The organism is Dielma fastidiosa (assembly GCF_003475485.1).
Taxonomy (GTDB): Bacteria; Bacillota_I; Bacilli_A; order Erysipelotrichales; family Erysipelotrichaceae; genus Dielma; species Dielma fastidiosa.
This window is the reverse complement of the sequence record NZ_QRQL01000009.1, coordinates 1-24284: the sequence shown is the minus strand read 5'-3', so window position 1 is coordinate 24284 and position 24284 is coordinate 1. Positions and strand designations below refer to the sequence as shown.

The following is a 24284-nucleotide window of genomic DNA, read 5'->3' as shown; positions in this document are numbered from 1 at the left end:
ATCATGAAAAAAGTAGTTAAAGCTTTAATGGTTATGTTTATGTGCTTGACGCAGCTGATGCCGCTTCAATCGATGGAGCAGGGCGGTATCATCGGTGTCATTGATCAAAATCTGTTCGGTGTAGAGGATGTGCCGAGCGGGCCGATTTATGGAAAGGCGCAGATGCAGTATGAGTTTACCTTGGATAATGGTGAACAACGCGTCGATATGGGAGGCAATCACTTACGGGGGATAGCTTATCTGAACACTGCTCAAGGCAGCGTATACTGCATTGATCCAACTACCGGCGCGTGCGGCAGTGTTGGTGATGCGCCGGCTGACAGCTATTCAGTAGAGCCTTATGAAAATGAACTTGCGGATGCGATGGGTTTAATCTGGTATTACGGCAATCAGCAGCATGCTCATGACGCTAATTACATGGATTATGTTGCTGTTACCCAGCTTATGATTTGGGAATTATATGGCTGGCATGCTGAGCTGATCCGTGGCTTTGACAATTATCAAACCATTCGTGATGAAATTGAAGCAAATCTTAACGCGCATCAACAAACACCGCAGTGGGAAGTGAAGAGCATTCAGCTGAATCCGGACAATTATGCGGATGATGAGAGAGAGGATGCAGTTAAAATCAATCTGCAGCTGGGTGAGAAGCCTTCATTTACATTGAAACCCGGCGACAGTATCGTGTTGGATGATCTTAACGGTGTATTTGAAAAGTATTATACCGATTGGCTGACCATACCTGCCGGTATTAAGACTGAAAGAGTGGGAAAAAACGGTATTCGCTTTACCGCACTGAGCAGCTTTAAAACGACAGCGTTAGGTTATACAAGGGTAGATCCGCAGGTTATCGGTCATGCGTATTTATTGAAACCTAAAAATGATCTGTCGTGCCAAAAGCTGGTTCAGCCTTATGTCAGCAAGCAAAACAGCGGCCGAATCGAATTTTTAATTGGCAGTGAGGGGTCTGCGGCAGATTGGCAGTCACCGATTACATATCCGGAATTTGTCAAGGTGGATGCTGAACATAAAATTATGCCGCTGCCAGGCAGCCTTTATCAGCTTTTCAGCAGTCAAAGCATCAAGGTGCCTTTTGAACGGCGGACAATGACTTGCAGTGTAAATGCTGAGGGAGAGACAAACTGTTCTGATGAAAGAATCACCCATCAGCAGGAAACGATTTTTAAAACCAATGAGATGCTTCTTGAAATGGTTACCGATCAGCAGGGACAGCTGGATTTAAGTCTGATTGGCAGCTTGTTTGAACAACGCGTAATGGATCAATCCTATGATCGTGATTTAGCGAATGGCGGTTATGAATCTTACGCGCCTGCTGATGATTATGAGGGCTTTAACGGCGGTAAGTTTTATTTAAGCGAAAAGCAGGCATTTGGTCAAACAGGGAGTTATATTGGATATTACAATGACGGCAAAAGAATTAGCTTCACCATTGATGCCAATGCGGATCAACGCAAAATAACAGCGGTCAATACCCGTCAGAAAGCTAAGCTTATTTTGCATAAAGCGGATGCTGATGATTTGTATCTGAATCATAATGATAAGCTGCTGCCGCAGGGAGACGCGAGTTTTGCCAATGCGGTATTTGAGTTAAGAGCAGATATGGATATTACCTTGCTGGATGGCACGATTCTTTATGAGCGCGGTGATCTTGTCGATACAATCCGCTGTGATGCGTTTGGGGTTGGTGAATCCGCTGAGCTTGAGCTGGGGCGCTACACGCTGAAGGAAATAAGCCTGCCTGAGGGTTATTGGTATTATCAATATGCGGATGAAGCTCAGCGTGTCACTGTGGATATCCGTTATACTGGTCAGGAACACTCCTTGCAGATTTATACCTATGATAAAAACGAGCTTGGTGATACGAGTCCGTTTGAAGCAGTCGATATTCATGAACTCAGCAGTGATGACCCGCAGCAGTCGCTGATTTACCGGAATTCTGTACAAAAAGGGCATTTGATGATTACGAAGTTTTATGAGGGTGAAGTGGGAAATGAGAGTGCCGGTATGCCGGCGGCTAAAAAACCGGCGGCTGACATCTATTTTGGTATTTATCTGAACAGTAAGGCAGTCAATAATTTGACGGCGGATCTTGATGATGCCTTCTTTATGGCGAAGCAGCTGGATGGCACATATAAAAATAATAAAGGCACAGCCTTACAGATTGCAAAGGATCATGAATTGGCATTATGTGATGTCTATATGGTTATCAAGAGTGATGTGAATGGTGAAGCATCAACACAGCGTCCGGAATCAATCGTCTATGCGGCTACCCATGGTGCGATGCAGAAGGATGAAACCATTACCAAGCCGCTGCCGCTGCCGTATGGAAAATATACGGTTATTGAACTGAATACACCGGAAGGTTATAAACCGCTTAGCTTTCAGTTTGAAGTAGCGAAGGTCAGCGGCGAACAGGCAGCAGATCCGATTAATAAGTATGCCATAGTAGCTAAGCGGCAGCTTTTAGAAAACCAGCCGTCGATGCAGAAAATCACCTTAAGCAAACGGGATGCGGAAACCGGCAGTCTGATTGTCAGCGATGATACGGTATTTAAAATTTGGCAGTGGAATTACGATGAGCTTTTCAGCGATGATCAGATCCGCTCTTGGTGGGATGATGAAGAGCAGAAATGGCATATTGGGCTTATCAAAAGAAAGGATCAGCTGCTTTCTGGTTCCAATCAGCAAGTATGGCTTGATGAGACATGCGGACATTGGATTTATCAGCGTTACCAGACACTTACCGGCATGCAGATATTGACGGAATATAAAACATCTGATGGCTCTATACAGCTGCCGCAGCCGTTAGCGGTTGGTAAATACATGCTGTGTGAAATCAAATCGCCGCAGGGCTATCAGCTGCACAACCAGCCATTATCTTTTGTGGTCGAGGGGGTAAAACATGCTGTTGATGCTGATGATCCAGGCTACATCATGGTACCTAAGCTTGATGAAAACGGACAGCCGGTATTGGATTCAATCGGTAATATCGTGCAGGTAGCGGTACCTAAAAACATTCATCTGTTTATCGATATGGCAGATAAGCCTCAAAAAGGCAGAATTGTGATTGAAAAAACCGGCAGTCAGCTGATTGGCTTTCAAAATGAAAATCAGCAGTTTAAACCGGTATGGGTAACTGCCAGACTTCCTTATGGGGCAGTCTTTGAAATCAGTGCAGCAGACGATGTCATCGTAAATAATCAGTTGGTTTATGCCAAGGGAGAGTGGGTTGAAACCATTGTAAGTGATATATATGGAAATGCTTCTACCCATGATCTGCCTTTAGGTACTTATCAGGTTTGTGAAACCGCAAGTGCAGAAGGTTATCTGACAGATCAGACATGCTATGAGGTAACCCTTGATGCCAATCATTATCTTAAACGGGTTTTTCCGCAGTTTTTTACGGTAGAAAATGAACGTCAGCGGGCAATATACAGCTTTGAGAAGCTATTCCAGACATCATCAGGACGGATACCCGCCAATGATGTTGAATTTGGTTTATTTGCCGGTGAATCATTATCAGTAAGTAAACCGGTTAAAAGAGCATCGCTTTACGATATGAGTGCAATCAGTGCGGCTGATTTGATCTATACGGAAAATGAGCAGGGAATTACAATTGATGCATATATCGGTGATGCTAAGCGAATAGAGATCCCTAATGAAATTAACGCGCAGGCGGTCATTCAAATTGCCGCTGATGCATTCCGCGGCTGTGATTTAGAGTCAGTTTTGATTCCCGGTAATGTGCAAATGATCGGCAGCCATGCCTTTGCGGACAATCAGCTGGAATTGGTGATTTTACAGCCGATGAGCGTAACCTTTGAGGCAGCTGATGTATTTGCGGATAACCCATTGAAAACATTGGAGGTATATGATTTACCAGCCTATGATCAAGTCAAAATTGGTTTTGGTATAACGGCTTCTTTCGATCCGCTTGATGGCCGCTGTCTAGGCTTTGCTTTACGCCTGCATGATGCTAGCGATGATGTACTTGATGATTTTGCCTATGAACCAGCGTCTGAAAGTTTAGTTTTTAATGAAGCCATTGACCCTGCCTTGATTCAGCTGACTAGTCTGACGCTGATGGGCAGCGAATTAAATGTTATCATCAGGGTGGACAGCGGTGCATCCTCAATCCTATTGCCGGAAATGATTGATGGTGTTGCTATTGATGGAATATTAAGTCTTGGTAATGCCAGCATTGAAAGCTTGTCAATCCCTGACAGCTATCAATATTTTGGTGAAAATGCCTTGGCAAATCTGCCGAATCTGAAAGGTATTCAATTCAAAGCTTCAGAGAATGCGGCTGAAGCGATGATTATTCATCTGAATAGCTTTGATAACAGTCCTAATCTCGCGGTTATTGAAGCCGAAGCTTCCAGCGCGGCAATTCTTCGTAATCAATTATTTATTTATGATAATGGTGAATTAAAAACAATGGATGAATTTGATGAAAGCAGCCTGCCAAGCTTCTGTTTGCTGCCAATAACAATCTACAGCCATGATAATGAGGGTGGACTTGATGATGAATTCACCTTACCGCCGCATGAAGAAATACTGGGAAAAGACTTTGTGACAGAGATTCCTGAGCACACGCTGATTGAAAGGATAAAGATCAGCAACGGTAAGGGAATCATTGAGTCGCAGCTGCCGCCGGGCAAATATTATCTGAAAGAATTATCAGCACCGGCAGGCTATATTAAGGCATATCACACTTATGAATTTGAAGTTAAAATTGATGATGAGGGAATGCTGAATTTGTTTGCGCAGCCGCTGATAAACAAGGCTGAATCGCTGCCTGATACACCTTCCCCAGCCTCTAAGAAGCATGCGGTAAAATTGATTTTATACAAAGCATTTGAGCTTGATTTGAATCATCCACAGCGTGAATTATCCGCCGAATTTGAAATTGTAGAGGCTGGCGGAAAACGGCTAGATACCTTTACTACCGATGCCAGCGGAGCCGGTATTTGGCAGGGAAACTTAGCGCCGGGAAGTTATACCGTTAAAGAAATCAAGACCGCCGAAGGCTATTTGGTCGATACACGCAGTTTTAATTTCCAAGTTGGTGAAAAGGGAAATGATGTCATCGTAATCAACGAAGGAGAGGCAGTAGTCAACCGCTTAGAGCGTCATACATTAAAGCTATTCAAGACTGATGATCATGATATGCCGCTGAAAGGCGCGGAATTTACCCTATATGATGCACAGTTTGAAAGCTATGCGAAGGCGGTTACCGATGATTTGGGCTATGCGGAATTTTCAGGAATTAAAGCAGGAACTTATTATCTTAAAGAAACGAAAGCACCGGCTGGCTTCATTATTGATGATGTGTTAAAAACAGTGGAGCTTTATGATGATCCCGAGATGATATTCATTAATCAGCCCGGTGAAATAATGAAAACCTATCCGGAAACTGGCACCGCGGCATCTGACAAGTCTGTCAATGAACCTCTCTTGGTACTTTGCTTATCCGCGTTCTTGTTTGTGCTGATTAAAATGCTTAAAAAATCGCTATAAACCGGTAATATCTGACTTTCATGGAAAAACATATCCTTTCTCTTTCAATTAAAAATGTTTCATGATATATTAGTACAGAAGTTAAGGAAAGTGTGAGGTGTTAAAGCATGAAAATCGGATTTATATCACTTGGATGCAGTAAGAATTTAGTCGATAGTGAGCGAATCATGGGGATGCTGAGACAGGGCGGTCACGAATTTGTTGCCGATCCTAAGGAAGCAGAAGCCATATTAATTAATACATGCGGATTTATTAATCCGGCAAAAGAGGAAGGCATCAATACAATTTTGGAAATGGCAGAGTATAAAAATGGTCATTGTAAGAAACTGATTGTGCTTGGCTGTTTGGCTCAGCGCTATAAGCAAGATTTAATCGATGAGATTCCTGAAATTGATCGGGTTGTATCAATTTCAGAATATCCGAAATTGAATGAGATTTTATCGGAAGTCTTGGAAATTGAGCAGCTGGTTTCCTATGGGAAAAGTGAGCGTTTGGTATCCAGCAAGCCTTGGACAGCTTATCTGAAGATTGCTGAAGGCTGCAGCAATAATTGTACCTATTGTGCTATTCCGCTGATTCGCGGCGGCAATGTCAGCTTTAAGATGGAAGATATTGTGGCAGAAGCGAAACAGCTGGCAGCAAACGGAGTAAAAGAATTGGTGCTGATTGCACAGGATACAACTAAATATGGATTGGATCGTTATGGCAAGTTAAGTCTTTTGACATTGCTTCAGCAGCTTCATGAAATTGAAGGTTTTCATTGGATTCGCATTTTATATATGTATCCGGATGAAATTACCGATGAATTGCTGGTTGGCATGACGAAGCTGCCTAAGGTTCTGCCTTATTTTGATATCCCGATGCAGCATGGCAATGACAAAATGCTAAAGCTGATGAATCGCCGGGGCAGTGTAGAAGATGCTTTAAAACTGATAGAACGGATTCGTGAGCTTTTCCCAAGCCCAACATTAAGGACAACTAATATTGTCGGTTTTCCTCATGAGGGTGAAGCTGAATTTAACGATTTAATGGCATTTACTAAAGCGGTACGCTGGGATCGGATGGGGGCTTTTACCTATTCACCGGAAGAGGATACCGTTGCTTATGATATGGATGAAACAGTGGATGAGGAAATCAAAGAAGCCCGACTTGCAGCACTGATGGAAACCCAAGAGGCAATCTCTTTAGCTAATAATCAGCAGCATATCGGTGAAGTGATGGAGGTACTTGTTGAAGCACAGGATGGCTTAGTGGGTAATTACCGCGGCCGAGGAAAAAACAGTGCACCGGATGAAATCGACGGCTGGATCATTTTCAAATCAGATCGCGTGATTGAATTTGGCAGCTTTGTGCAGGTTAAAATCACAGAAGCCCGCGTCCATGATTTAATTGGTGAAGAAGTCTATGCTTAAAGGCTTTGAACCGATTTACAGCGATCATTCTAAAACATTAATACTAGGTTCTATGCCATCGGTGGTATCATTAGAGAAGCAGGAATACTATGGCTTTCATCTGAATCGTTTCTGGAAAATAATGAGTGTATACAGCGGCCGCCAGTTTCCTGATTATGATGCCAAAAAGCAAATGATCCTTGATTATGATTTTGCTTTGTGGGATGTCATCCAAGGCTGTGAACGTGAGGGAAGTCTTGACAGCAAGATTAAAAATCCGATCTGCAGTGATATTTTAGGCCTTTTGGAAAAAGCACCGGCCATTTGCAGAATCATCTGTAATGGAAAAAAAGCCGCCGAGCTTTTTGACCGCCATTTTAAAGCTCAGGTTGACTGTGAAATCATCTATCTGCCGTCAACCAGCAATGCGAACCGCACAATCAAAGAGCGTGAGCTGTTTGAGGTTTGGTTAAAGGCTTTGAACACTTAACAATTGAAGGTGATAAAATGAAAAAAGCTTTACTGCTGCTGCTGGCCGCTTTACTGAGCGGCTGCAGCAGTGAAAATAATCTGATTCAGATCTTTGCGATGGATCAGACAGCGCCAGTGATTACTTTTGTCGAAAAGCCCTATCTGGTTGAAGGACAGTATGACTTGAATAAGCTCGCTATTGTGACTGATATCAGTAACTTTACGGTGGAAACCAAGGCTGAATCAGCCGACGAAAATCATATCGAGGTTTGTGTTGAAGCAGAAGATGAATATCAAAACAGCAGTACGCTGTGCAAGACCTATGCGTTGATAAGGGATGATGAATTTATGATGTATGATCTGCAGAATAATACCCCGGATGAGCTTGTGGAGCAATATCTGGATCATCATGATCTGGATAGCGATAGTATTGGCTTTTTCTATCAGAATACGGTAAGCGGTGCGGCCTATCTATATAACGGCAGTGAATTGTTCACTGGCGCAAGTACGATAAAAGTACCGCTGGCTATGCTTTACACCGATATGATTCATGCGGACAAGCTCAGCTATACGACAGTGCTGCAGTTTATTGAAGAGGATATAGAAGCCGGCGGCGGTCGAACTGCCCTTGACAACGCGGTTAATTCAGCACTCAGCGTTGACTATCTGCTTCAGCAAAGTATCATGAATTCAGATAATACAGCGACCAATATTCTGCTTAGAAATTACAATCGGTTTACTAAAGATTTATTCCGCATGGACTATGCCGCTTTTTATCCTAAACGATATCCTGCTGCTTTTTATTCAGAGAATTTGATTACTGCAGAATTAATGCTGAATGTTATACGTTCGCTTTATCAAAACGCAGATGATTATGCAAAAATCATTCGGGATATGAAAGAGGCAGAACCCGATGCCTATTTTAAACAGCTGATTGATGATATTGAAATTGCTCATAAATATGGTTTGTATGGTAATGTCGAACATGATATGGGAATCTTGTATACAGAGGAACCCATTTTATTGGGCGTGTTTACTAAAGATATCATAAATTCTAAACAAGTAATTGCTGAATTGGCAAGAATGATGGAACTCTATGCCGCTGTTCATTATGGAGAAAATGTTTAATTGGTAATTTTATATGGATAAGAAAAGCGCCTGAACAACGGGCGCTTACTTCATATATTGTTACAGAGCATATACATTTAAGCATTTGTCATACACCAAATTTACACCATATTATTTAATGATATATTAAAAGCGCCCATAATCAGGCGCTTATCTTTTATCTGGCGGAGAGCACGAGATTCGAACTCGCGGTAGCTTGCACTACGCCACCTTTCCAAGATGGTGCCTTAAACCGCTCGGCCAACTCTCCGCTCTCTATTTTATCTGATTTTTGATTTTTGTCAATAAACTTCGAAAATTTGCTAGTGAAAATCACAATGAATGGAAAGCTGTAGCTTACAGGTTAATGACATAAATACATTGTTCTTCGTTAAATCTTATTAATTTCTGCTTTAATTCACCGTTTAGCTTTTCTGCCAATTTGCGTGAAGCGATGTTCTTGCTTTGTGTTTCAATAAGAATATGTGTCAGTTTTAATTGAGTACGGCAATATTCGAGTACAGCCTGCAGACATTCAAAAGCATAGCCCTGACTCCAATATTCTTTTAAAAAAATATAAGAAATCTCTTTATCTATCATATTGTGGTGAGGTGTAATTTCAATTAAACCTATTAAAGTGCCGTCATTTAGTTTTACCGTAAGATGAATTCCTTGAGTGTCAGCAATTATAGCTCGTATGTTTTGCTGCGCCTGATTATCACTGAGACTGCCGCCCAAAAAAGTTCTAAGCAGTGAATCCGTGTAAAACGGCATCAAATTTTCAAAATCAGCAGGCATGGCATGAGCGAGCTGACATCGCTGAGTGGTTAAGAATGTAGTTTTTTCTTTAAGAAGAATCTGCGCTGTTGTCTTGCGTGGTCTTGGTGCTGGTGTTTCTGCTGGTTTGCCGATCGCAATAGCGGATATCAGTCTTAAATCCGGATAACCGACAGCCTGAGCTATTTTAGCTTCTGTATATACCGTATCTCTGATCCAAAGCGAACCTAAACCAAGATGGACAGCCTCAAGACAAATATGCTCAATCATAGCACCGATTGATACTAAATCGCTGGTCTGCCATGCTTCATCAACTTCCTGAAAAATCAAAAATAAAAGCGGGGCATTTTTAATAACTGCAGCTGAAGCAGCGGCGCTGTTCGAACGATCATTAAATGATGGCTTATAGCAGGTTAGCATGATATCCGCGATTTGATTTTTAGTTTCTCCCTTAAGCACCATGATTTTCCATGGCTGCCGATTTTTCGCTGACTGACAAAGCCTGCCGCACTCAATCAGCCGGCCGATAGTTTCAGCATCAATATCATCAGATAAATAGCGGCGGATGCTGCGCCTATTTCGTATTATATTTTCTAAATCCATAATTAGTCCTCCTATACTTACATTTTAACTGATTTATAGGAATACTGCTTGTCTATTTCTGCTCAATGTAAAATGAAGATCGGCTTATCTGACCAGTAGTTTCCATTTATCTGAATAAGAATGATCCGGACTTCAAAAATGTTGATACAGATAAAGAAGAAAATTAAATCTTTTTTTATAAAATGTTGTTGACAAATATTATTATTTATCGTATCATAATCAAGCAAGATGACTTGTTAGCTCAGCTGGCAGAGCAACTGACTCTTAATCAGTGGGTCCAGGGTTCGATTCCCTGACAGGTCACCATTTAAATAAATATCGGGATATCATCTGGGAACAGAGAATATATCCCGATTTTTTATATATTTGATGAGATTTATGTGTACTTATAGTATAATGATAAACAGCAGAAAAAGGAGGTGGTAGGCATGCGTAAGTCAATTTTAGAATTCCCATCTGATTATACGGTTGTCGATATTGAAACAACAGGCTTAAATGCGGCCAATGATGCGATTATAGAAATCGCGGCAATTAAGGTAAAAAATCATGAGATAGTTAATACTTTCAGTGAATTGATCAATCCGCTGCGGCCTATTTCAAGATTTATTACCAACCTAACAGGTATTGATGATGAAATGGTAGAAATGTGTGAATCAATCGAAATGATACTGCCGCAGTTTTTGGATTTTGTAGAGGATGATAAAATCTTAGGTCATAATATTAATTTTGATTTATCCTTTCTCAGAAAAAAATGCAGTGAATTCGGTATTATTGAATTGAATAATACAAGTGTTGATACATTGAAATTAAGCCGGCATCTGCTGCCGCAGCTGCCTCATCACCGACTTCAGGATCTGGTTCAATATTTCCGTGTCACTTCAAACGGTGCCCATCGCGCGCTGGCTGATTGTATGTCAACGAAAGGTGTTTATGATGAGCTTCGCAAGCTGAATGAATTGAAAGAAAAGAAGCGTTTGCTGCAGAGCTGTAAGAATTTTGAAACACTTGCCAATTGTCATATTGTAATTGCCGGTCCCCTAAGCTTGATTGACAGTAAAAATTTAGTGCTTCAGCTTTCGGCGGTTAATGCTGTACTTGATGAGAAAATGAGCACGGATACAGATATCCTTGTATTGGGTGGTATGGAGAAGCCTTATCAGCGATCCATGGAACTCAGCGATCATCCTTTTATTATATTATCGGAACATGAACTACTTCAGCGTTTTAAGGTCAAGGTGCAGTAAGCTGCATCTTTTTTTAATCACTTCAATTTGTTTTGCGTATATAGAAGTAGAGGAGGTGAATCGATGATCCCTTTAAATGAAAAAGAAATGAAGCAGTTGAAGGGAGGTCTCGTCACTGCTACGGCTTTGCTTGGTTATGTCGCGGTAGCTGCCGGTGTTGCTGCAATAATTAAAATTATCACATCATCACGTGGTAAAATATCCATCCCAGGCATCAACATTCAATGGGGTGATTAGGTCTACCTGATTTTGTAATTTCATATGCTTTATTGAGGTGAAGCTATGAATAAAAAACGCTCAGTTATTTTTTTCGCCCTGTTGCTAAGCTGTCTGTTTTCCGCAATCTATGTGATAGGCTTTATGATGATCACTCCCCAAAGTACCATTACCCGGCTGTCGATGAATCAAATCGGTATTTATCAGAATCAGGACAACGCCAATAAAGTCATGGAATCACTGACGGCGATGAATCTTAAACCATACAGCTATCAGCAGGATTCACTAACCATTGTTGTTTGTTCATTGTCAGAAGATGGCGTAAAGACTAAAGCGGATCAGACAATTTTGGCCGGTGCCGGTTACGCATACATATACAAAGAGATTGAATCAAAGGACAGTGCCTTCAAAGAAGCAGTAAAAAATCAGGATTTTGAAAAAGTTATGGAGTTGATGCAAAATCAAGGTAAAGGAAATTAATGAGCGGGAGCGGCCCCGGGAGAAGGTGCTTCGCTATGGTATTGAACAGTGCAGCAATCGGGATTTACTGGCCATCATTCTGCGCAGCGGTGTCAAGGGGCAGTCAGTTTTAGAACTTGCTGATCAAGTATTATCGATGCAGCAAAATCTGGCAATGCTTACGCAATTGACTTACGAAGAGCTGATTCAGATCCGCGGTATTAAAAAAGCGAAAGCGATTGGCCTTTTGGCATGCTTTGAATTATCTAAAAGAATTTCCTGTGAATCTGTTGCCCCTACATTTAGGATTGACAATCCTGCCTGTCTTACCGACTGGCTAAATAAAAAGATCGGTTTCATGGATCAGGAGCATTTCATCGTGGTTTTTCTTGGTACTAAAAATCAGATTCTCAAGGATAAGACAATTTTTATCGGCTCGCTTGACCGTACAATCGTCCATCCCCGGGAAATCTATAAAGAAGCGGTTAAATTGAATGCCAGTAAAATCATTTGCGTACATAATCATCCCAGCGGCGATGTAACGCCAAGCCCCAATGATATTACGGCTACGCAGGCAATCAGCGAGGCAGGGAGGACGGTCGGTATCCCATTGCTTGATCATTTGATTGTTGGCAACAATGCTTATTTAAGCTTTCGGGAACAAGGTTTGCTGCCGCAAATTGAATAAAATCATAAAATGATATTGAAAACAGAACCTCTGTGTTATAATAATCAAAGGTGATGTTATGTCTAGATTTACAAGATTTCAAAAAATCATGCTGGCCCTGATTACCGTGTGTCTGGCATTTGCGATAGCTACTAGCGGCAGGTCTAATATTGTATTAGATCTTGTATACGATCCTTTAATCATGCTTAAATACAGTTTGATTGATGCACCGATTGAAACCATCAGCAACTGGTATAAGGATTTTAACTCCTTATGGAGCGTCAAAGAAGAAAATGATCGGCTGCGCTATGAATTATCAATGCAGGAACAGTATTCAGCCATGCTTGATGAAAAAACGCGGGCATTGAATGAGCTGGAAACACAGCTTAACGTTTATCAGAACTTTGAAAAAGTTTATGCGAATGTCATCAACCGCAATCCAGAAACATGGAATAATGTTATTACTGTTGATGTGGGAGCCACGGACGGCATTCTTAAAGATATGGCTGTGATCAGCGGCAATGGCTTGATCGGCAAGGTTATCGATGTTGGTCAATTGACCAGCAAGGTGCGTTTGCTGACTTCGCAGGATCAATTAAGTAAAGTATCAGTTAAAATAAGCATTGACGAAAACAAAGCAGTTGAAGCCATCCTAGAAGAATATAACCTTGAGAAGAATTCCTATGTTGTCAGATTGTTCAGTGAAACTGATGAAATCGGTGTCGATATGGATGTAGTTACTTCCGGCAGCGGCGGTGTTTTTCCTAAGGGAGTATTGGTCGGCAAGGTCAATGAAATCGTAGAGCTTCAAAATGAGATTGGTAAAATTGTTTATGTGACACCAGCTGTTGACTTCAACGCGTTCAATTATGTAGCGGTTATCAATAAGGCAGGTGACTGAGATGCTTTTTCATAGTCTTTTTATTCTAGCCTGCTTCTTGTTGGACGGTTTGATCATGATTCTGTTTCCCAATTCATTTGACCCTTATGCGATGACCTTTGTGCCATGTCTGGGGTTGTCAGCGCTTGTGCTGGCCAGCCGCCACATGGATAAAACTGACTCACTGCTGATGTTTCTGATGTTTGGTATGTTTTATGATTTCTTTGTTACACGGGAATATCTGATTTATGCCTTAATTTTCGTACTGCTGAGCTTTATCGTGCGAATCTGGTCGAATCATATGATGGAATCGGTATTAGAATGCCTGCTTCTCGCTATTTCGACAATTTTCGTTAAAGAACTTATCGTATACTTGTATATGTTAATGAGTCAAGTAACGCAGATGAGAATTGCCTTATGGCTGACGAATCGATTATTTTTGACCTTGCTGATCAATGGCGTTCTGGTTGTCGTCATCATATTCGCAAGCCGTACTATCGAGGATTATATTCTGCTGCGTGAAAAACGTATACGGAAAGAGGAATCGATATCATGGCTGGACTTACTATCAAAGCATTAAACCAACAATACACTTGCATCGCCTCGATTGAGGATTTTGATGCTTTTATTGATGAATGTGAAAAAAAGCTTAAACTGTGTGCTGCAAAAAGCGATACGCCGTTTAAAGCCTTTTTTTTGTTTAACCGCGAATTGAGCGGTGAAGAACTGATCCGCTTTTTTGACACCGTATGGAAGCAGCATGTGGTGGTGCAGGGCATCGGTGAAAGAAATATGCTGAGCTCAATGAAAATATGGGATCAGCCGCTCTATGCCGGGCAGTCCTATGACTTTGAGGAGGATATCTTAATTTTAGGCGATATTCCTAATGACACTTACATTACCGCCCATCATAATCTTTATGTGGTGGGTGAATTAGAGGGCTGCATTGATCTGATGCATGAGGATTGTGAATGCTGCTGCTCCTCAAGCAATGATGCAAAAATCAGAATTTTTGATAGCAGCTTCCAAAATCTGACATTTTTCACTGCTTCTCGCCTGTATTATAAAAACCATCAAGTATTAATTAGTAAACTTAAGGAGGGTTTTTATGGGAACTAGTATCGCGATTACATCCGGCAAGGGCGGTGTAGGGAAAAGTACAGTCTGTATATCATTGGGAATGGTTTTAGCAAGAGCCGGCTATCGGGTCTGCTTGATTGATGTTGATCTGGGACTAAAAAATCTGGATGTTATGATGGGGCTTGAAAATCGGGTGTTTTATGATCTTTATGATGCTATGAATGGAAAATGCTCTTTAAATAAAGCCATTCTGCGTGATAAGCGGGAAGAAAATCTGTATCTGCTGCCGGCCTGCAAATCCATCAATGTAAAGGATTTTAATGGCAATGATCTTAAACTGGTCGTTGAAGAACTCAAACGCAGTTTTGATTATGTGCTTTTGGACTCACCGGCCGGCATTGAAAGCGGCTTTATGCATTCACTGCATTGCGCAGATCGGGTAATTCTCGTAACCACATTGGATATAACGGCCATTCAGGATGCGGATCGAATCATCGGACTGTTGATGAAGGAAAATATTGAAACGATTCAGGTAATTATGAATCGTGTTAATCCCCGTTTTATTGAAAAGGGAATCAGTGTCCGCATGGAAGATGCCTTATCTTGGCTTTCAGTAGAATTATTGGGGATTGTTTATGAAGATGAAAACATTGCCAGAGGCAATAATCGGGGCAATCCGCATGTACTGGATGAAAAAAGTCTTACCAGTGAATGTTTTGAAAATATACGGGCAAGATTATTTGGAGAAAATGTAGCCTTGCCTAAATATCGTGAAAAGAATATCTTAAGAAAACTGTTTAATTAATTATCACTGCCGCTTAAAAAAGATAGTCAAGCGGTGGCAAAAGTGATAAAATATCTCCAAAAGGAGGTGGTTCAATGTTACGGCGGCTTATTGATAAAGTAGATGAAAAAGTCAATGTGAAATTACTTGTGAAAATCATGCTTCTGCTTTTGATTTTGTATCTGCTTCAGGAAACGGACCGTGTCTGGGGAACCTGGGTCACAACGCTGATCTCGATTCTCAAGCCCTTTTTAATCGGTTTTGTGGTAGCCTATGTACTCCATCCTCTGATTGATTTTCTCAAAGAGCATAAAGTAAAAGGCAGTCTGGCTGTAGTGCTTGTGCTGCTTGGCTTTATTGTAGTGATTATCCTGCTGATGCTGGTGCTGATTCCATTGCTTTATGATAAGATTCTTGAATTCGGCAACTCACTGATCTATGCCGTACAATGGATCATTGATTTCATTACGACAAACATTGAAACCGAGGAGCTTTCGATTGTAAATACAGTGGGGGATTATGTTACTAATTTCATTAAACAATGGCAGTCTTGGCTGCCGCAGATAACAAATGCATTGCCTTCGGTCTTTAATTCACTGCTCAGTGTTTTCTCAACCGTCGCATTCTCATTGATTATCGGTATCTATATGCTGTTTGATTTTGACCGCATTAAAAACTGTATCCGCAAAGGTGCGCTGATGCTGATGCCGCGTTCAGAGAAATACATAACCGAAATTGATTTAAACCTTACGGTATATTTAAAAAGCTTGGTCATTTTGATGATTATTAAATTCTTTGAATATGGCCTGCTGTATTTCTTGGTTGGACATAATGACTGGCTGATTGTCGCCTTGCTGACTTCCATCGGCTTGATAATTCCTTATTTCGGTTCAACGGTAGCGAACTGTATTGGCATTCTTACCGGTTTGACGCTCTCACCGATTCGTTTTATCTGCCTGTGCCTTGGCATCGTGGTATTATCCGCGGTTGATGGTTATGTGATCGGGCCGCTTGTTCATCAGAAACGTTCGGCGCTGGGTCCGTTGATTTCATTATTTGCGGTTTTTGCCGGAGGAATTATAGCGGGTGTCTGGGGTATTACGCTGGCGGTGCCGGTTGCTTTGAGTATTCGTTCAGTTTTTGAGGTTTATAGTGAAGAACAAGAAGAACATGCTTAAATCAGCATGTTTTTTTCATGTTTGCCGTTCTGCTTTCATATATATGAGGTAGGAGGGAAGTTATGATTCGAGAAAATCGCAGTCGAAGTCGTATGCATTCACGTTATGGAAGCCGTTTTGATGAAGACCATTCAAAGGGCTTCGGCTTCTTTTTTAAGCTGACAATGATTATCATGCTTTTGGTTGCACTCACACTGGGTTACAGAATCAATGAGGTTAAACAATTTGTCAAGATTCCGGAGGCAATTCGTTTGAGTGTTAAAAATCTAACCGCATGGTTTCCATTTGAAAGCTGGTTTAATCTGAAAGATACATCAGTCAGTGCCGCTGGCTATCAAAAGCTGGCGGATAATTATTATGTCAATGGTTCTACAACCTGCAGCAGTATTTTAAATGGTGTTGTTTTAAGTATTAATGATGATGAAAAGAATATTTTAGTTCAGCATGATAACGGTGTGCTGGCTACTTATGGCAATCTTGAAAGCATTGATGTTATAGCTGGTGAGAGAGTGAATCAGGGGGCCGCTTTAGGCAGCTTTAATGAATCAGTAAAAATGGATTTTCTTTATAATGGTGCAGCCATTGATTATCTGCAAGCCATGGCTATCCAATGAGTTTCAAAGTTTCTATCTGGTGGTATGTCTTTTTTATCTTGTCGATGCTGGCGGATAATCTCAAGACTTGGCTGATGCTTTTTGTCATGCTGCTGATTCATGAAGCAGGACATATAGCGGCAGCTAAAAAACTGGGCTATCAGATTTCGAAACTGACGATTTATCCATTTGGCTGCGGAGCAGAAATCGAACATATTGACCATGGTTCTACATTAGAAGAAGTGATCATTATCCTCTGCGGCATCGGCATGCATCTTTTTTATCCGGCATGCTTTGCTTTGATGCATAGGGCAGGACTGATTTCAAGCGCTTATCAGAATTATCTGACACATTTAAACGCGTCTGTGATGCTGTTTAACCTGTTGCCTGTCTATCCGCTTGACGGCGGCCGTTTATTGGATTGTATCATGCAGTCCTATGGCTCCTATCGAAAAGGCAGAACAATGACGCTGATCGTATCTATGGCGGTATTGCTGTTGGCAGTGGCTGAGATGCGCAATATCGGCGCCCTTATGGCTTTCAGTTTTCTGTTTATACAGCTGCTGCTTTGCGGTTTAGATAAAAAGAAGGATTATCATGATTTTATGCTGTACCGCTATCTGTATCCCAAGGAAAGAGAGATTAAGCTGCATCAGTCTTTAGAATTATACCGTAATTATATTTCTGTATTTCAAAAAGGCGGCAAGTTAATCAGTGAGCGTGAATGGCTGCATCAAATCTTTAATCAGCATTAAAATATTTAACCAACTGTTTCACAAAATCAGTTTCATGGTATAATAATCATAAGTGAGGTATGCTATGAAAAAGATATTTCTAATTTGTTGTTTGTTTTTAGCGACATTATCAGGATGCAAGGTAGAAACACCGGTTGCTTGTGCGACGAATTATCCTGTTTATTATTTAATCAGTAAAATTGGCGGCAGTTACATAGAAACCTGCAATCTGTCAAAAAATGAACTGATTCAGCGGGCACAAGTCTCGGATACCTTTTTAGATGATCTCAATGACGCGGATCTGCTGTTTTACATCAGCGGTCTTGAGCCTTATTTCAGCGTTTATCAGGATGATTTTAATAAATCGTCGATTACTAAGGTAGACTTGGCAAAGGCAAGCGCTATTTATAAGTTTGCCCGCACTACTTCAATGGTTGTGGATACACAGGAAATTACGGTGGAATCACCTTATTATGAGGGTGAAGAATTTAAATATATTGACACGTATGATAAGGATTTAGCTATTTGGATGGACTCTAATGCGATGATGAGTATGGCAATGACGATCCGTGATACTTTTGTTTCTACTTATCCGGAAAATGCGGCGGTTTTTGAAGATAATTACAGTAAGCTGGAAGTTGAGTTTGCGCAGCTTGATGCTTCTTTTCAGAATTTAAAGGATGAAAAAAGGGATATTGCTTTTGTGACGATGACACCTAATTTTGGTACATGGCAGAAATCTTACGGCTTTAGGGTGTATCCGGTAATTTTATCTCGTTATGGGGCGTTGCCTACAGCATCACAGCTGGCAGCGATTAAAGCCAGAATTAAGAATGACGGTGTTAAATACATCGCGCATGAAGAGAATCTGCCTGAGGATGTTGAGGCATTGTATAATGAGCTGGTTGCAGAGTTAGGGCTGACGCGTATAAATCTGAATAATATATCATCAATCAGCGGTGATGCGATTCAAAATAATAAGGATTATCTGACTTTGATGTATGAGAATCTTGCACAATTGGAGTCATTAGGCAACTAGAAAGCAGAAATGCTTTCTTTTGCTTTATATGAAGCATGGTTTTTGATATAATCATAGCGTTATAAATGCAGATGGGAGTTGATTCAATGCTGAGAATAACGCAATTAAAATTAACGATTGATCAGCCAATCGAAGCATTGAGAGAAGTTATCAGGAAAAAACTGAATTGTGATTCTGATGATTTTACTTATACGATCTATAAAGAGAGCATTGATGCAAGACAGCGGGGGAATGATTTTATCTTCAGCTATACGGCCGATGTGGAAATAAAGGATGAACAGCGTTATCTTAAACATAAGAATCCTGATATCCAGCTATGCGTAAAAAACGCTTATCAGCTTCCTGCCCACGGCTATCTGTATCTTAAGCAGCGGCCGGTGATCATCGGCTTTGGCCCGGCCGGCATTTTTGCGGGACTGCTGCTGGCGCAGGCCGGTTTTAAACCGTTGATTCTGGAGCGCGGTGAGGCGGTTGATGAGCGTGTACGCTCGGTTGAAAAGTTTTGGCAGTCAGGCATTTTAAACGAAGCCAGCAATGTGCAGTTTGGCGAAGGCGGTGCCGGTACTTTTTCTGATGGTAAGCTGACTTCCAGATCTAAGGATCTGCGCTCACATAAGGTACTTGAAGAATTTGTGCGTTTTGGCGCGCCGAAAGAAATTTTGTATCAGGCACATCCGCACATTGGAACGGATTTGCTGCGAGGCATCGTTAAACAAATGCGTGAGGAAATCCGCTCAATGGGCGGTGAGGTGCGGTTTAATACAACGGTCGATGAAATCATCGTATCAAAGGGAGCTGTGAAGGCGGTTCGCTGCGGCGATGAGCTGATTGACTGTGAGACGGTACTATTGGCATGCGGTCATTCAGCTCGAGATACATATCAGATGCTGATTGATAAACAAATTGCGATGGAAGCCAAGGCATTTGCTGTCGGGGTGCGTATTGAGCATCCGCAGGCGCTGATCAATCAGGCGCAATACAAGCAGTATGCGAATCATCCGCGGCTGAAAGCGGCAGAATACCGGCTGGCCATGACCACCAGTAAAGGACGCGGCGTTTATACGTTTTGTATGTGTCCCGGCGGCAATGTTGTCGCATCAACTTCACTGGCTGAACATGTAGTGACCAATGGGATGTCTTACCATGCCCGCGACGGTGTTAATGCCAACAGCGCTTTGCTTGTTCAAGTCAGTCCTGATGATTTTGGGCATTCCCTTGATGCCGGTATTAAATTTCAGGAGCAGCTTGAAAAGGATGCTTTCATTGCCGGCGGCAGCAATTATCAGGCACCGATACAGAGGGTGGAAGATTTTCTCAAGCATCAGCCAACCCAAAAAATCGGCAGCGTTCAGCCCAGCTATCCATGCGGTGTAAAGGGGATTGATTTTCATACCCTGCTGCCAGCCTTTATCTGTGAATCATTAGCGGAGGGAATCTGTGCATTTGACCGCAAGCTGAAGGGCTTTGCGATGGATGACGCGATTATGACCGGGGTTGAAACCCGATCTTCAGCCCCGCTGAGGATTTTAAGAGATAAAGACAGCTGTGTCAGCTTAAATACAGAAGGTCTTTATCCATGCGGTGAAGGAGCAGGATTTGCGGGCGGCATTGTATCAGCAGCGATTGACGGCTTACGATGTGCTGAAAAAATTATTGAAAAATATGATCCGGAGGAATTAAAATGAAAAAATTTATAGAGGAATTTAAACAGTTTGCAATGCGCGGCAATGTGCTGGATATGGCAGTCGGCGTGATTGTCGGCGGTGCCTTCAACAGCATCGTGACATCTTTAGTTAATGATGTGATTACGCCGCTGATTGCCATCCCGATGGGAAAGGCAACATTTACAGATATTGTTTGGGTGATTGGTGAAACACAAATTACGATTGGTAATTTCATTCAGGCTATTTTCAGCTTTTTGATTACCGCGTTCTCAGTATTTGTTTTAGTGAAAACCATTAATATTCTGACGAAGAAACGCGAAGCTGAAAAGCCGCAGGAACCAGCTGCTCCTAAAATTTCTTCTACTGATCAGCTTTTGATGGAAATCCTTGAAGAATTAAAGAAGAAAGAGGCCTAAAGTCGCAAACCTCCTCATACATTGGTAGGGGAGGTTTTTTATGTCTAGAAAATGTAAAATCGGAGTATTTGCTTTTCTTGCGGCAGTGGTCCTAGTCATTATCCTAAGCGGCGGTTATCTGCTTACCTTAGGCGGTGTCTTTCATCCGACTGTAAATCTGAAGGGCGGCAATATAACCCTTGAATTGAACGAAGCTTATGAAGAGCCAGGCTTTAAAGCCCGCAGCATGTTTCATGATGTCAGTGATCAGGTAACGGTCAGCGGCGATGTAGATCCAACTAAAACAGGTGTATATACGATTGTCTATGAGATCAAAGGAACAACTAAAACCCGGAAGGTAACGGTACAGGATACAACACCGCCGCAGATCACCCTGCTTGGCAACAGTGAAATGCATGTGTTTGAACGGGAGACCTTTAATGATCCAGGTGTTGAAATAATCGATGCCTCTTGTGATGACGGGCAGTCGCTGCTGCAGATTGAAGGCAATGTAGATATGCTGACATGCGGGGAATATGAATTGATTTATAAAGCAGTCGATGCCAGCGGCAATACATCCTCAGTAAGCAGAAAAATCATCGTAGAAGCTGATCCCGCCTTGGTAAAGCTGCATTATGCCTATGATGTCTATGATAATACAGCCTTTGAATGGTGGTTCAATAAATCAGAGAATCATCAGCGGATGGAGGGTGCGATTGCGCAGGAGATTCTTGATAAATATGCGGCATATTATCTGGGACCTGATGACAAGGTCATCTATCTGACCTTTGATGAGGGCGGCAATGACATTACTTACATCCATGAGATTGCCGATGTTTTAAATGCCCACAATATTAAAGCTACCTTCTTTTTAACGAGAAATTACGTGATAGATAATGAAGAATTCATGCGCTCATTAGTTGATCAGGGCCATCTGATTGGCAATCATACCCGCCATCATTATGATATGCCGACACTGGCGAATGAGGCGCAGATCGATCAGTTTGTTCTGGAGGTGCTGGATTGTGAGAAGGCTATTCAGCAGGTAACCGGCACGAAACCAGTAAAAGTGTTCCGTTTTCCAAAGGGAGCTACCAGTGAGCGGGCAATGAAAATCGTTTCAGATCTAGGCTACCGTTCCTATTTCTGGAGCCATGCCTATTATGATTACGGCCCGGATATAAGCAAAGAAGAAGCGTATAACACCTTGGTGGAGCATCTCCATAATGGCGCGATTTATCTGCTTCACCCTTCGAATAAGGGAAATTATCTGGCCATGGAGGACTTCATTACCGAAGCCCAGCGGCAGGGATATCGCTTTGCGCTGGTCAGTGAGATCGAATAGTCTTTCATAATTAATCAATGTGGTGTAAAATAGCTTTTAGAATGAGAGGTACTTTATGAACACATTGGATAAATTAAATGAACTTCGCTCGCTGATGCAAGCCGAGAAGATAAGCGCTTATTATATACCTACCTCAGATTTTCACGATTCTGAGTATGTAGGTGATTATTTCAAGGGCCGGGCTTGGCTGTCTGGCTTCAGCGGCTCTGCGGGAGTTATGGTTGTGACACTGTCTGAAGCTTGTTTATGGACTGACGGCCGCTATTTTATACAGGCTGAGGAACAATTGGCCGGCACCAGTATTCAACTGATGAAAATGATGGAACCGGGAGTGCCAACGGTCAGTGAATATTTGAAGCAGCACCTGCAGGCAAACGATGTTCTGGCTTTTGATGGCCGCTGCGTCAGCTATGAAGCGATGAAAGAATGGCAGCAGATAATGCCTGAGGTTGTCATTAAAACTGATTTAGATGTTTTTGATCAGATATGGCCGGATCGGCCGGCACTGCCAAGCGCAAAAGCTTTTTTACTCAGTGATGAGCTTAGCGGAAAAGCAATGACTGACAAGCTTGCTGATGTGCGTGAAAGTATGAAGCAGCATCAGGCTGAATGGCATTTGCTGACTACTCTTGATGATCTGGCATGGCTGTTTAATATGCGCGGTGATGATGTGAGTTATTCACCGGTGGTTTTATCCTATGCTTTGATCTCCATGGATGAGGTTATGCTGTTTGTTGATGAAACTAAATTTGATGAGGCAGCAAAAGCATTCTTTAAGGAAAATCATGTCAAGCTGCTGCCATATTTTGAGGTTTATTCTAAAATTGAAACGATCAGCGGAAAAATTATGCTGAATGGCAAACGTGTAAATTCAAGACTGGTACAGCTGTGTCATGAAATTATTGATCTTGACAATCCAACTACATTGATGAAAGCCATTAAAAATGAAACTGAACTAACCAATACCCGCAATGCGCATATCAAGGATGGTGTCGCAGTAAGTAAATTCATGATCTGGCTGAAGGAAGCTGTACAGCATGAAACCATCACTGAAATATCAGCGGCTGATAAGCTGGAAGCCCTGCGCCGGGAACAAAAGGATTTTCTTGAGCTGAGCTTCACAACCATTGCAGGCTATAAAGAGCATGCGGCATTAATGCATTACAGTGCTACGGCTGACAGTGATGTAGAGTTAAAACCAGAAGGCATGCTTTTGGTTGATTCCGGCGGTACGTATCTTGACGGTACAACAGACATTACCCGTACTTTTGTTCTTGGCCCGGTAAGTGATGAAATCAAACGTCATTATACGGCAGTGCTGAAAGGCATGCTGCGGTTATCAATGGCAAAATTTTTGCATGGCTGCATTGGTATCAATCTTGATATTCTCGCCCGCGGACCACTTTGGGAGATGGGGATTGATTATCGCTGCGGTACGGGCCATGGAGTTGGACATATCCTTAATGTGCATGAGGGACCGCATGATATTCGCTGGCGCGCAAGACCTAATACAATCAGCGCTGTTTTTGAACCAGGCATGATTGTCACGAATGAACCCGGTGTTTACATTGAAGGCAGTCATGGCATCCGCATCGAAAATGAATTGATTACCAAAATTTCAGAGACGAATGAATATGGAACCTTCTTAGCATTTGAAACAATCACAATGGCACCGATTGACTTAGATGCCGTATTGGCGGATCAATTATCAGATTCGGAACGGAATTTCTTAAATGCTTATCATGCCCAAGTATATACTAAAATTTCACCATTCTTAAACGAAGGCGAAAAAGCAATGCTGAAGCATTATACAAGAGCAATATAATATTGAGCTAAACGAAAAATAGAGGTAATAACCCTGATGGGGTTATCATCTCTATTTTTTTGGCAGTTTAATATGCTTAATAATATCAGTATTGTAATAACAAAATGATAAGTGTCTTATAAAGTATACTTTTTGAGACACTATATTTCTCCTTCATTATAGGCATATTTGAGTTGTTTGTAAAGGCTCGCAAGCTTTTTTATGCACTTTCACAGTTGTTTTTTGTCTCTCATTCAGTGTGGTATAAAGTATACCTTTTAAGACATTCTTTCAATACCTGGGGAGGTAATT

At 41.8% G+C, this 24284-nt stretch carries 21 protein-coding genes and 2 tRNA genes; 21 read left to right on the top strand and 2 right to left on the bottom strand.

Annotation, left to right across the window (positions count from 1 at the left end):
* Window positions 1-3: 3 nt before the first annotated feature.
* From DWZ33_RS14660 to DWZ33_RS14645, 4 genes are all read left to right on the top strand, one after another.
* Window positions 4-5541, top strand: coding sequence for a SpaA isopeptide-forming pilin-related protein (locus tag DWZ33_RS14660; RefSeq protein WP_182425754.1), 5538 nt, complete (start codon window positions 4-6; stop codon window positions 5539-5541).
* Between the two features lie 107 nt (window positions 5542-5648).
* On the top strand, window positions 5649-6953 hold the full coding sequence (rimO, locus tag DWZ33_RS14655) for a 30S ribosomal protein S12 methylthiotransferase RimO (protein WP_118455554.1): 1305 nt from the start codon (window positions 5649-5651) through the stop codon (window positions 6951-6953).
* Window positions 6946-7422 (top strand): DNA-deoxyinosine glycosylase, encoded by a 477-nt coding sequence (locus DWZ33_RS14650; RefSeq protein WP_118455553.1) that lies wholly within the window; start codon window positions 6946-6948, stop codon window positions 7420-7422. The genes rimO and DWZ33_RS14650 overlap by 8 nt, the downstream gene beginning before the upstream one ends.
* Window positions 7423-7439: 17 nt before the next feature.
* Window positions 7440-8531 carry a serine hydrolase gene (locus tag DWZ33_RS14645; RefSeq protein ID WP_147352900.1) on the top strand — a complete coding sequence of 364 codons (1092 nt, stop codon included), beginning with the start codon at window positions 7440-7442 and terminating at the stop codon, window positions 8529-8531.
* Window positions 8532-8693: 162 nt separating this feature from the next.
* On the opposite strand, the gene DWZ33_RS14640 is transcribed toward DWZ33_RS14645, so the two are convergent.
* Window positions 8694-8781, bottom strand: a tRNA-Ser gene (locus DWZ33_RS14640).
* A gap of 86 nt (window positions 8782-8867) precedes the next feature.
* Window positions 8868-9890, bottom strand: a complete 1023-nt coding sequence (locus DWZ33_RS14635) for a GNAT family N-acetyltransferase (protein ID WP_118455549.1) — start codon at window positions 9888-9890, stop codon at window positions 8868-8870.
* A 230-nt stretch (window positions 9891-10120) separates the two neighbouring features.
* On the opposite strand from DWZ33_RS14635, the gene DWZ33_RS14630 reads away from it, so the two are divergent.
* The 17 genes from DWZ33_RS14630 to DWZ33_RS14555 all read left to right on the top strand — a co-directional run bounded on the left by DWZ33_RS14630 (window position 10121) and on the right by DWZ33_RS14555 (window position 23993).
* A tRNA-Lys gene (locus tag DWZ33_RS14630) sits at window positions 10121-10196 on the top strand.
* 122 nt (window positions 10197-10318) lie between these two features.
* Window positions 10319-11134, top strand: coding sequence for a 3'-5' exonuclease (locus DWZ33_RS14625; RefSeq protein WP_118455547.1), 816 nt, complete (start codon window positions 10319-10321; stop codon window positions 11132-11134).
* 63 nt (window positions 11135-11197) lie between these two features.
* A complete protein-coding gene (locus DWZ33_RS18030) occupies window positions 11198-11371 on the top strand; it encodes a hypothetical protein (RefSeq protein ID WP_022939051.1) in 174 nt (57 codons plus the stop codon).
* 45 nt (window positions 11372-11416) lie between these two features.
* Complete coding sequence (locus DWZ33_RS14620; protein ID WP_022939052.1) at window positions 11417-11830, top strand: hypothetical protein; 414 nt, start codon at window positions 11417-11419, stop codon at window positions 11828-11830.
* Window positions 11811-12497 (top strand): RadC family protein, encoded by a 687-nt coding sequence (gene radC, locus DWZ33_RS14615; RefSeq protein WP_026881003.1) that lies wholly within the window; start codon window positions 11811-11813, stop codon window positions 12495-12497. The genes DWZ33_RS14620 and radC overlap by 20 nt, the downstream gene beginning before the upstream one ends.
* A gap of 58 nt (window positions 12498-12555) precedes the next feature.
* Window positions 12556-13377: a rod shape-determining protein MreC gene (mreC, locus tag DWZ33_RS14610; RefSeq protein WP_022939054.1), complete on the top strand. Its 822-nt coding sequence runs from the start codon at window positions 12556-12558 to the stop codon at window positions 13375-13377.
* A 1-nt stretch (window position 13378) separates the two neighbouring features.
* Window positions 13379-13936 (top strand): hypothetical protein, encoded by a 558-nt coding sequence (locus DWZ33_RS14605; protein ID WP_022939055.1) that lies wholly within the window; start codon window positions 13379-13381, stop codon window positions 13934-13936.
* The gene (locus DWZ33_RS14600; protein ID WP_118455545.1) at window positions 13909-14475 is read left to right on the top strand and encodes a hypothetical protein; all 567 of its coding nucleotides are present in this window, start codon (window positions 13909-13911) and stop codon (window positions 14473-14475) included. Before DWZ33_RS14605 ends, DWZ33_RS14600 begins: the two co-directional genes overlap by 28 nt.
* Window positions 14465-15241: a septum site-determining protein MinD gene (gene minD / locus DWZ33_RS14595; protein ID WP_022939057.1), complete on the top strand. Its 777-nt coding sequence runs from the start codon at window positions 14465-14467 to the stop codon at window positions 15239-15241. The genes DWZ33_RS14600 and minD overlap by 11 nt, the downstream gene beginning before the upstream one ends.
* Window positions 15242-15315: 74 nt before the next feature.
* Window positions 15316-16398 carry an AI-2E family transporter gene (locus DWZ33_RS14590; protein WP_022939058.1) on the top strand — a complete coding sequence of 361 codons (1083 nt, stop codon included), beginning with the start codon at window positions 15316-15318 and terminating at the stop codon, window positions 16396-16398.
* Window positions 16399-16460: 62 nt separating this feature from the next.
* On the top strand, window positions 16461-17012 hold the full coding sequence (locus DWZ33_RS14585; protein ID WP_118455543.1) for a M23 family metallopeptidase: 552 nt from the start codon (window positions 16461-16463) through the stop codon (window positions 17010-17012).
* A complete protein-coding gene (locus tag DWZ33_RS14580) occupies window positions 17009-17746 on the top strand; it encodes a site-2 protease family protein (protein ID WP_118455541.1) in 738 nt (245 codons plus the stop codon). Before DWZ33_RS14585 ends, DWZ33_RS14580 begins: the two co-directional genes overlap by 4 nt.
* Window positions 17747-17810: 64 nt before the next feature.
* Complete coding sequence (locus DWZ33_RS14575; protein ID WP_118455539.1) at window positions 17811-18764, top strand: metal ABC transporter substrate-binding protein; 954 nt, start codon at window positions 17811-17813, stop codon at window positions 18762-18764.
* Between the two features lie 86 nt (window positions 18765-18850).
* Window positions 18851-20449, top strand: a complete 1599-nt coding sequence (locus DWZ33_RS14570) for an NAD(P)/FAD-dependent oxidoreductase (RefSeq protein WP_118455537.1) — start codon at window positions 18851-18853, stop codon at window positions 20447-20449.
* Window positions 20446-20844, top strand: a complete 399-nt coding sequence (gene mscL, locus DWZ33_RS14565) for a large conductance mechanosensitive channel protein MscL (protein ID WP_029473582.1) — start codon at window positions 20446-20448, stop codon at window positions 20842-20844. The genes DWZ33_RS14570 and mscL overlap by 4 nt, the downstream gene beginning before the upstream one ends.
* A 40-nt stretch (window positions 20845-20884) precedes the next feature.
* Window positions 20885-22168 carry a polysaccharide deacetylase family protein gene (locus tag DWZ33_RS14560; RefSeq protein WP_118455535.1) on the top strand — a complete coding sequence of 428 codons (1284 nt, stop codon included), beginning with the start codon at window positions 20885-20887 and terminating at the stop codon, window positions 22166-22168.
* Between the two features lie 55 nt (window positions 22169-22223).
* Window positions 22224-23993 carry an aminopeptidase P family protein gene (locus DWZ33_RS14555; protein ID WP_118455533.1) on the top strand — a complete coding sequence of 590 codons (1770 nt, stop codon included), beginning with the start codon at window positions 22224-22226 and terminating at the stop codon, window positions 23991-23993.
* The last annotated feature ends 291 nt before the right edge of the window (window positions 23994-24284 follow it).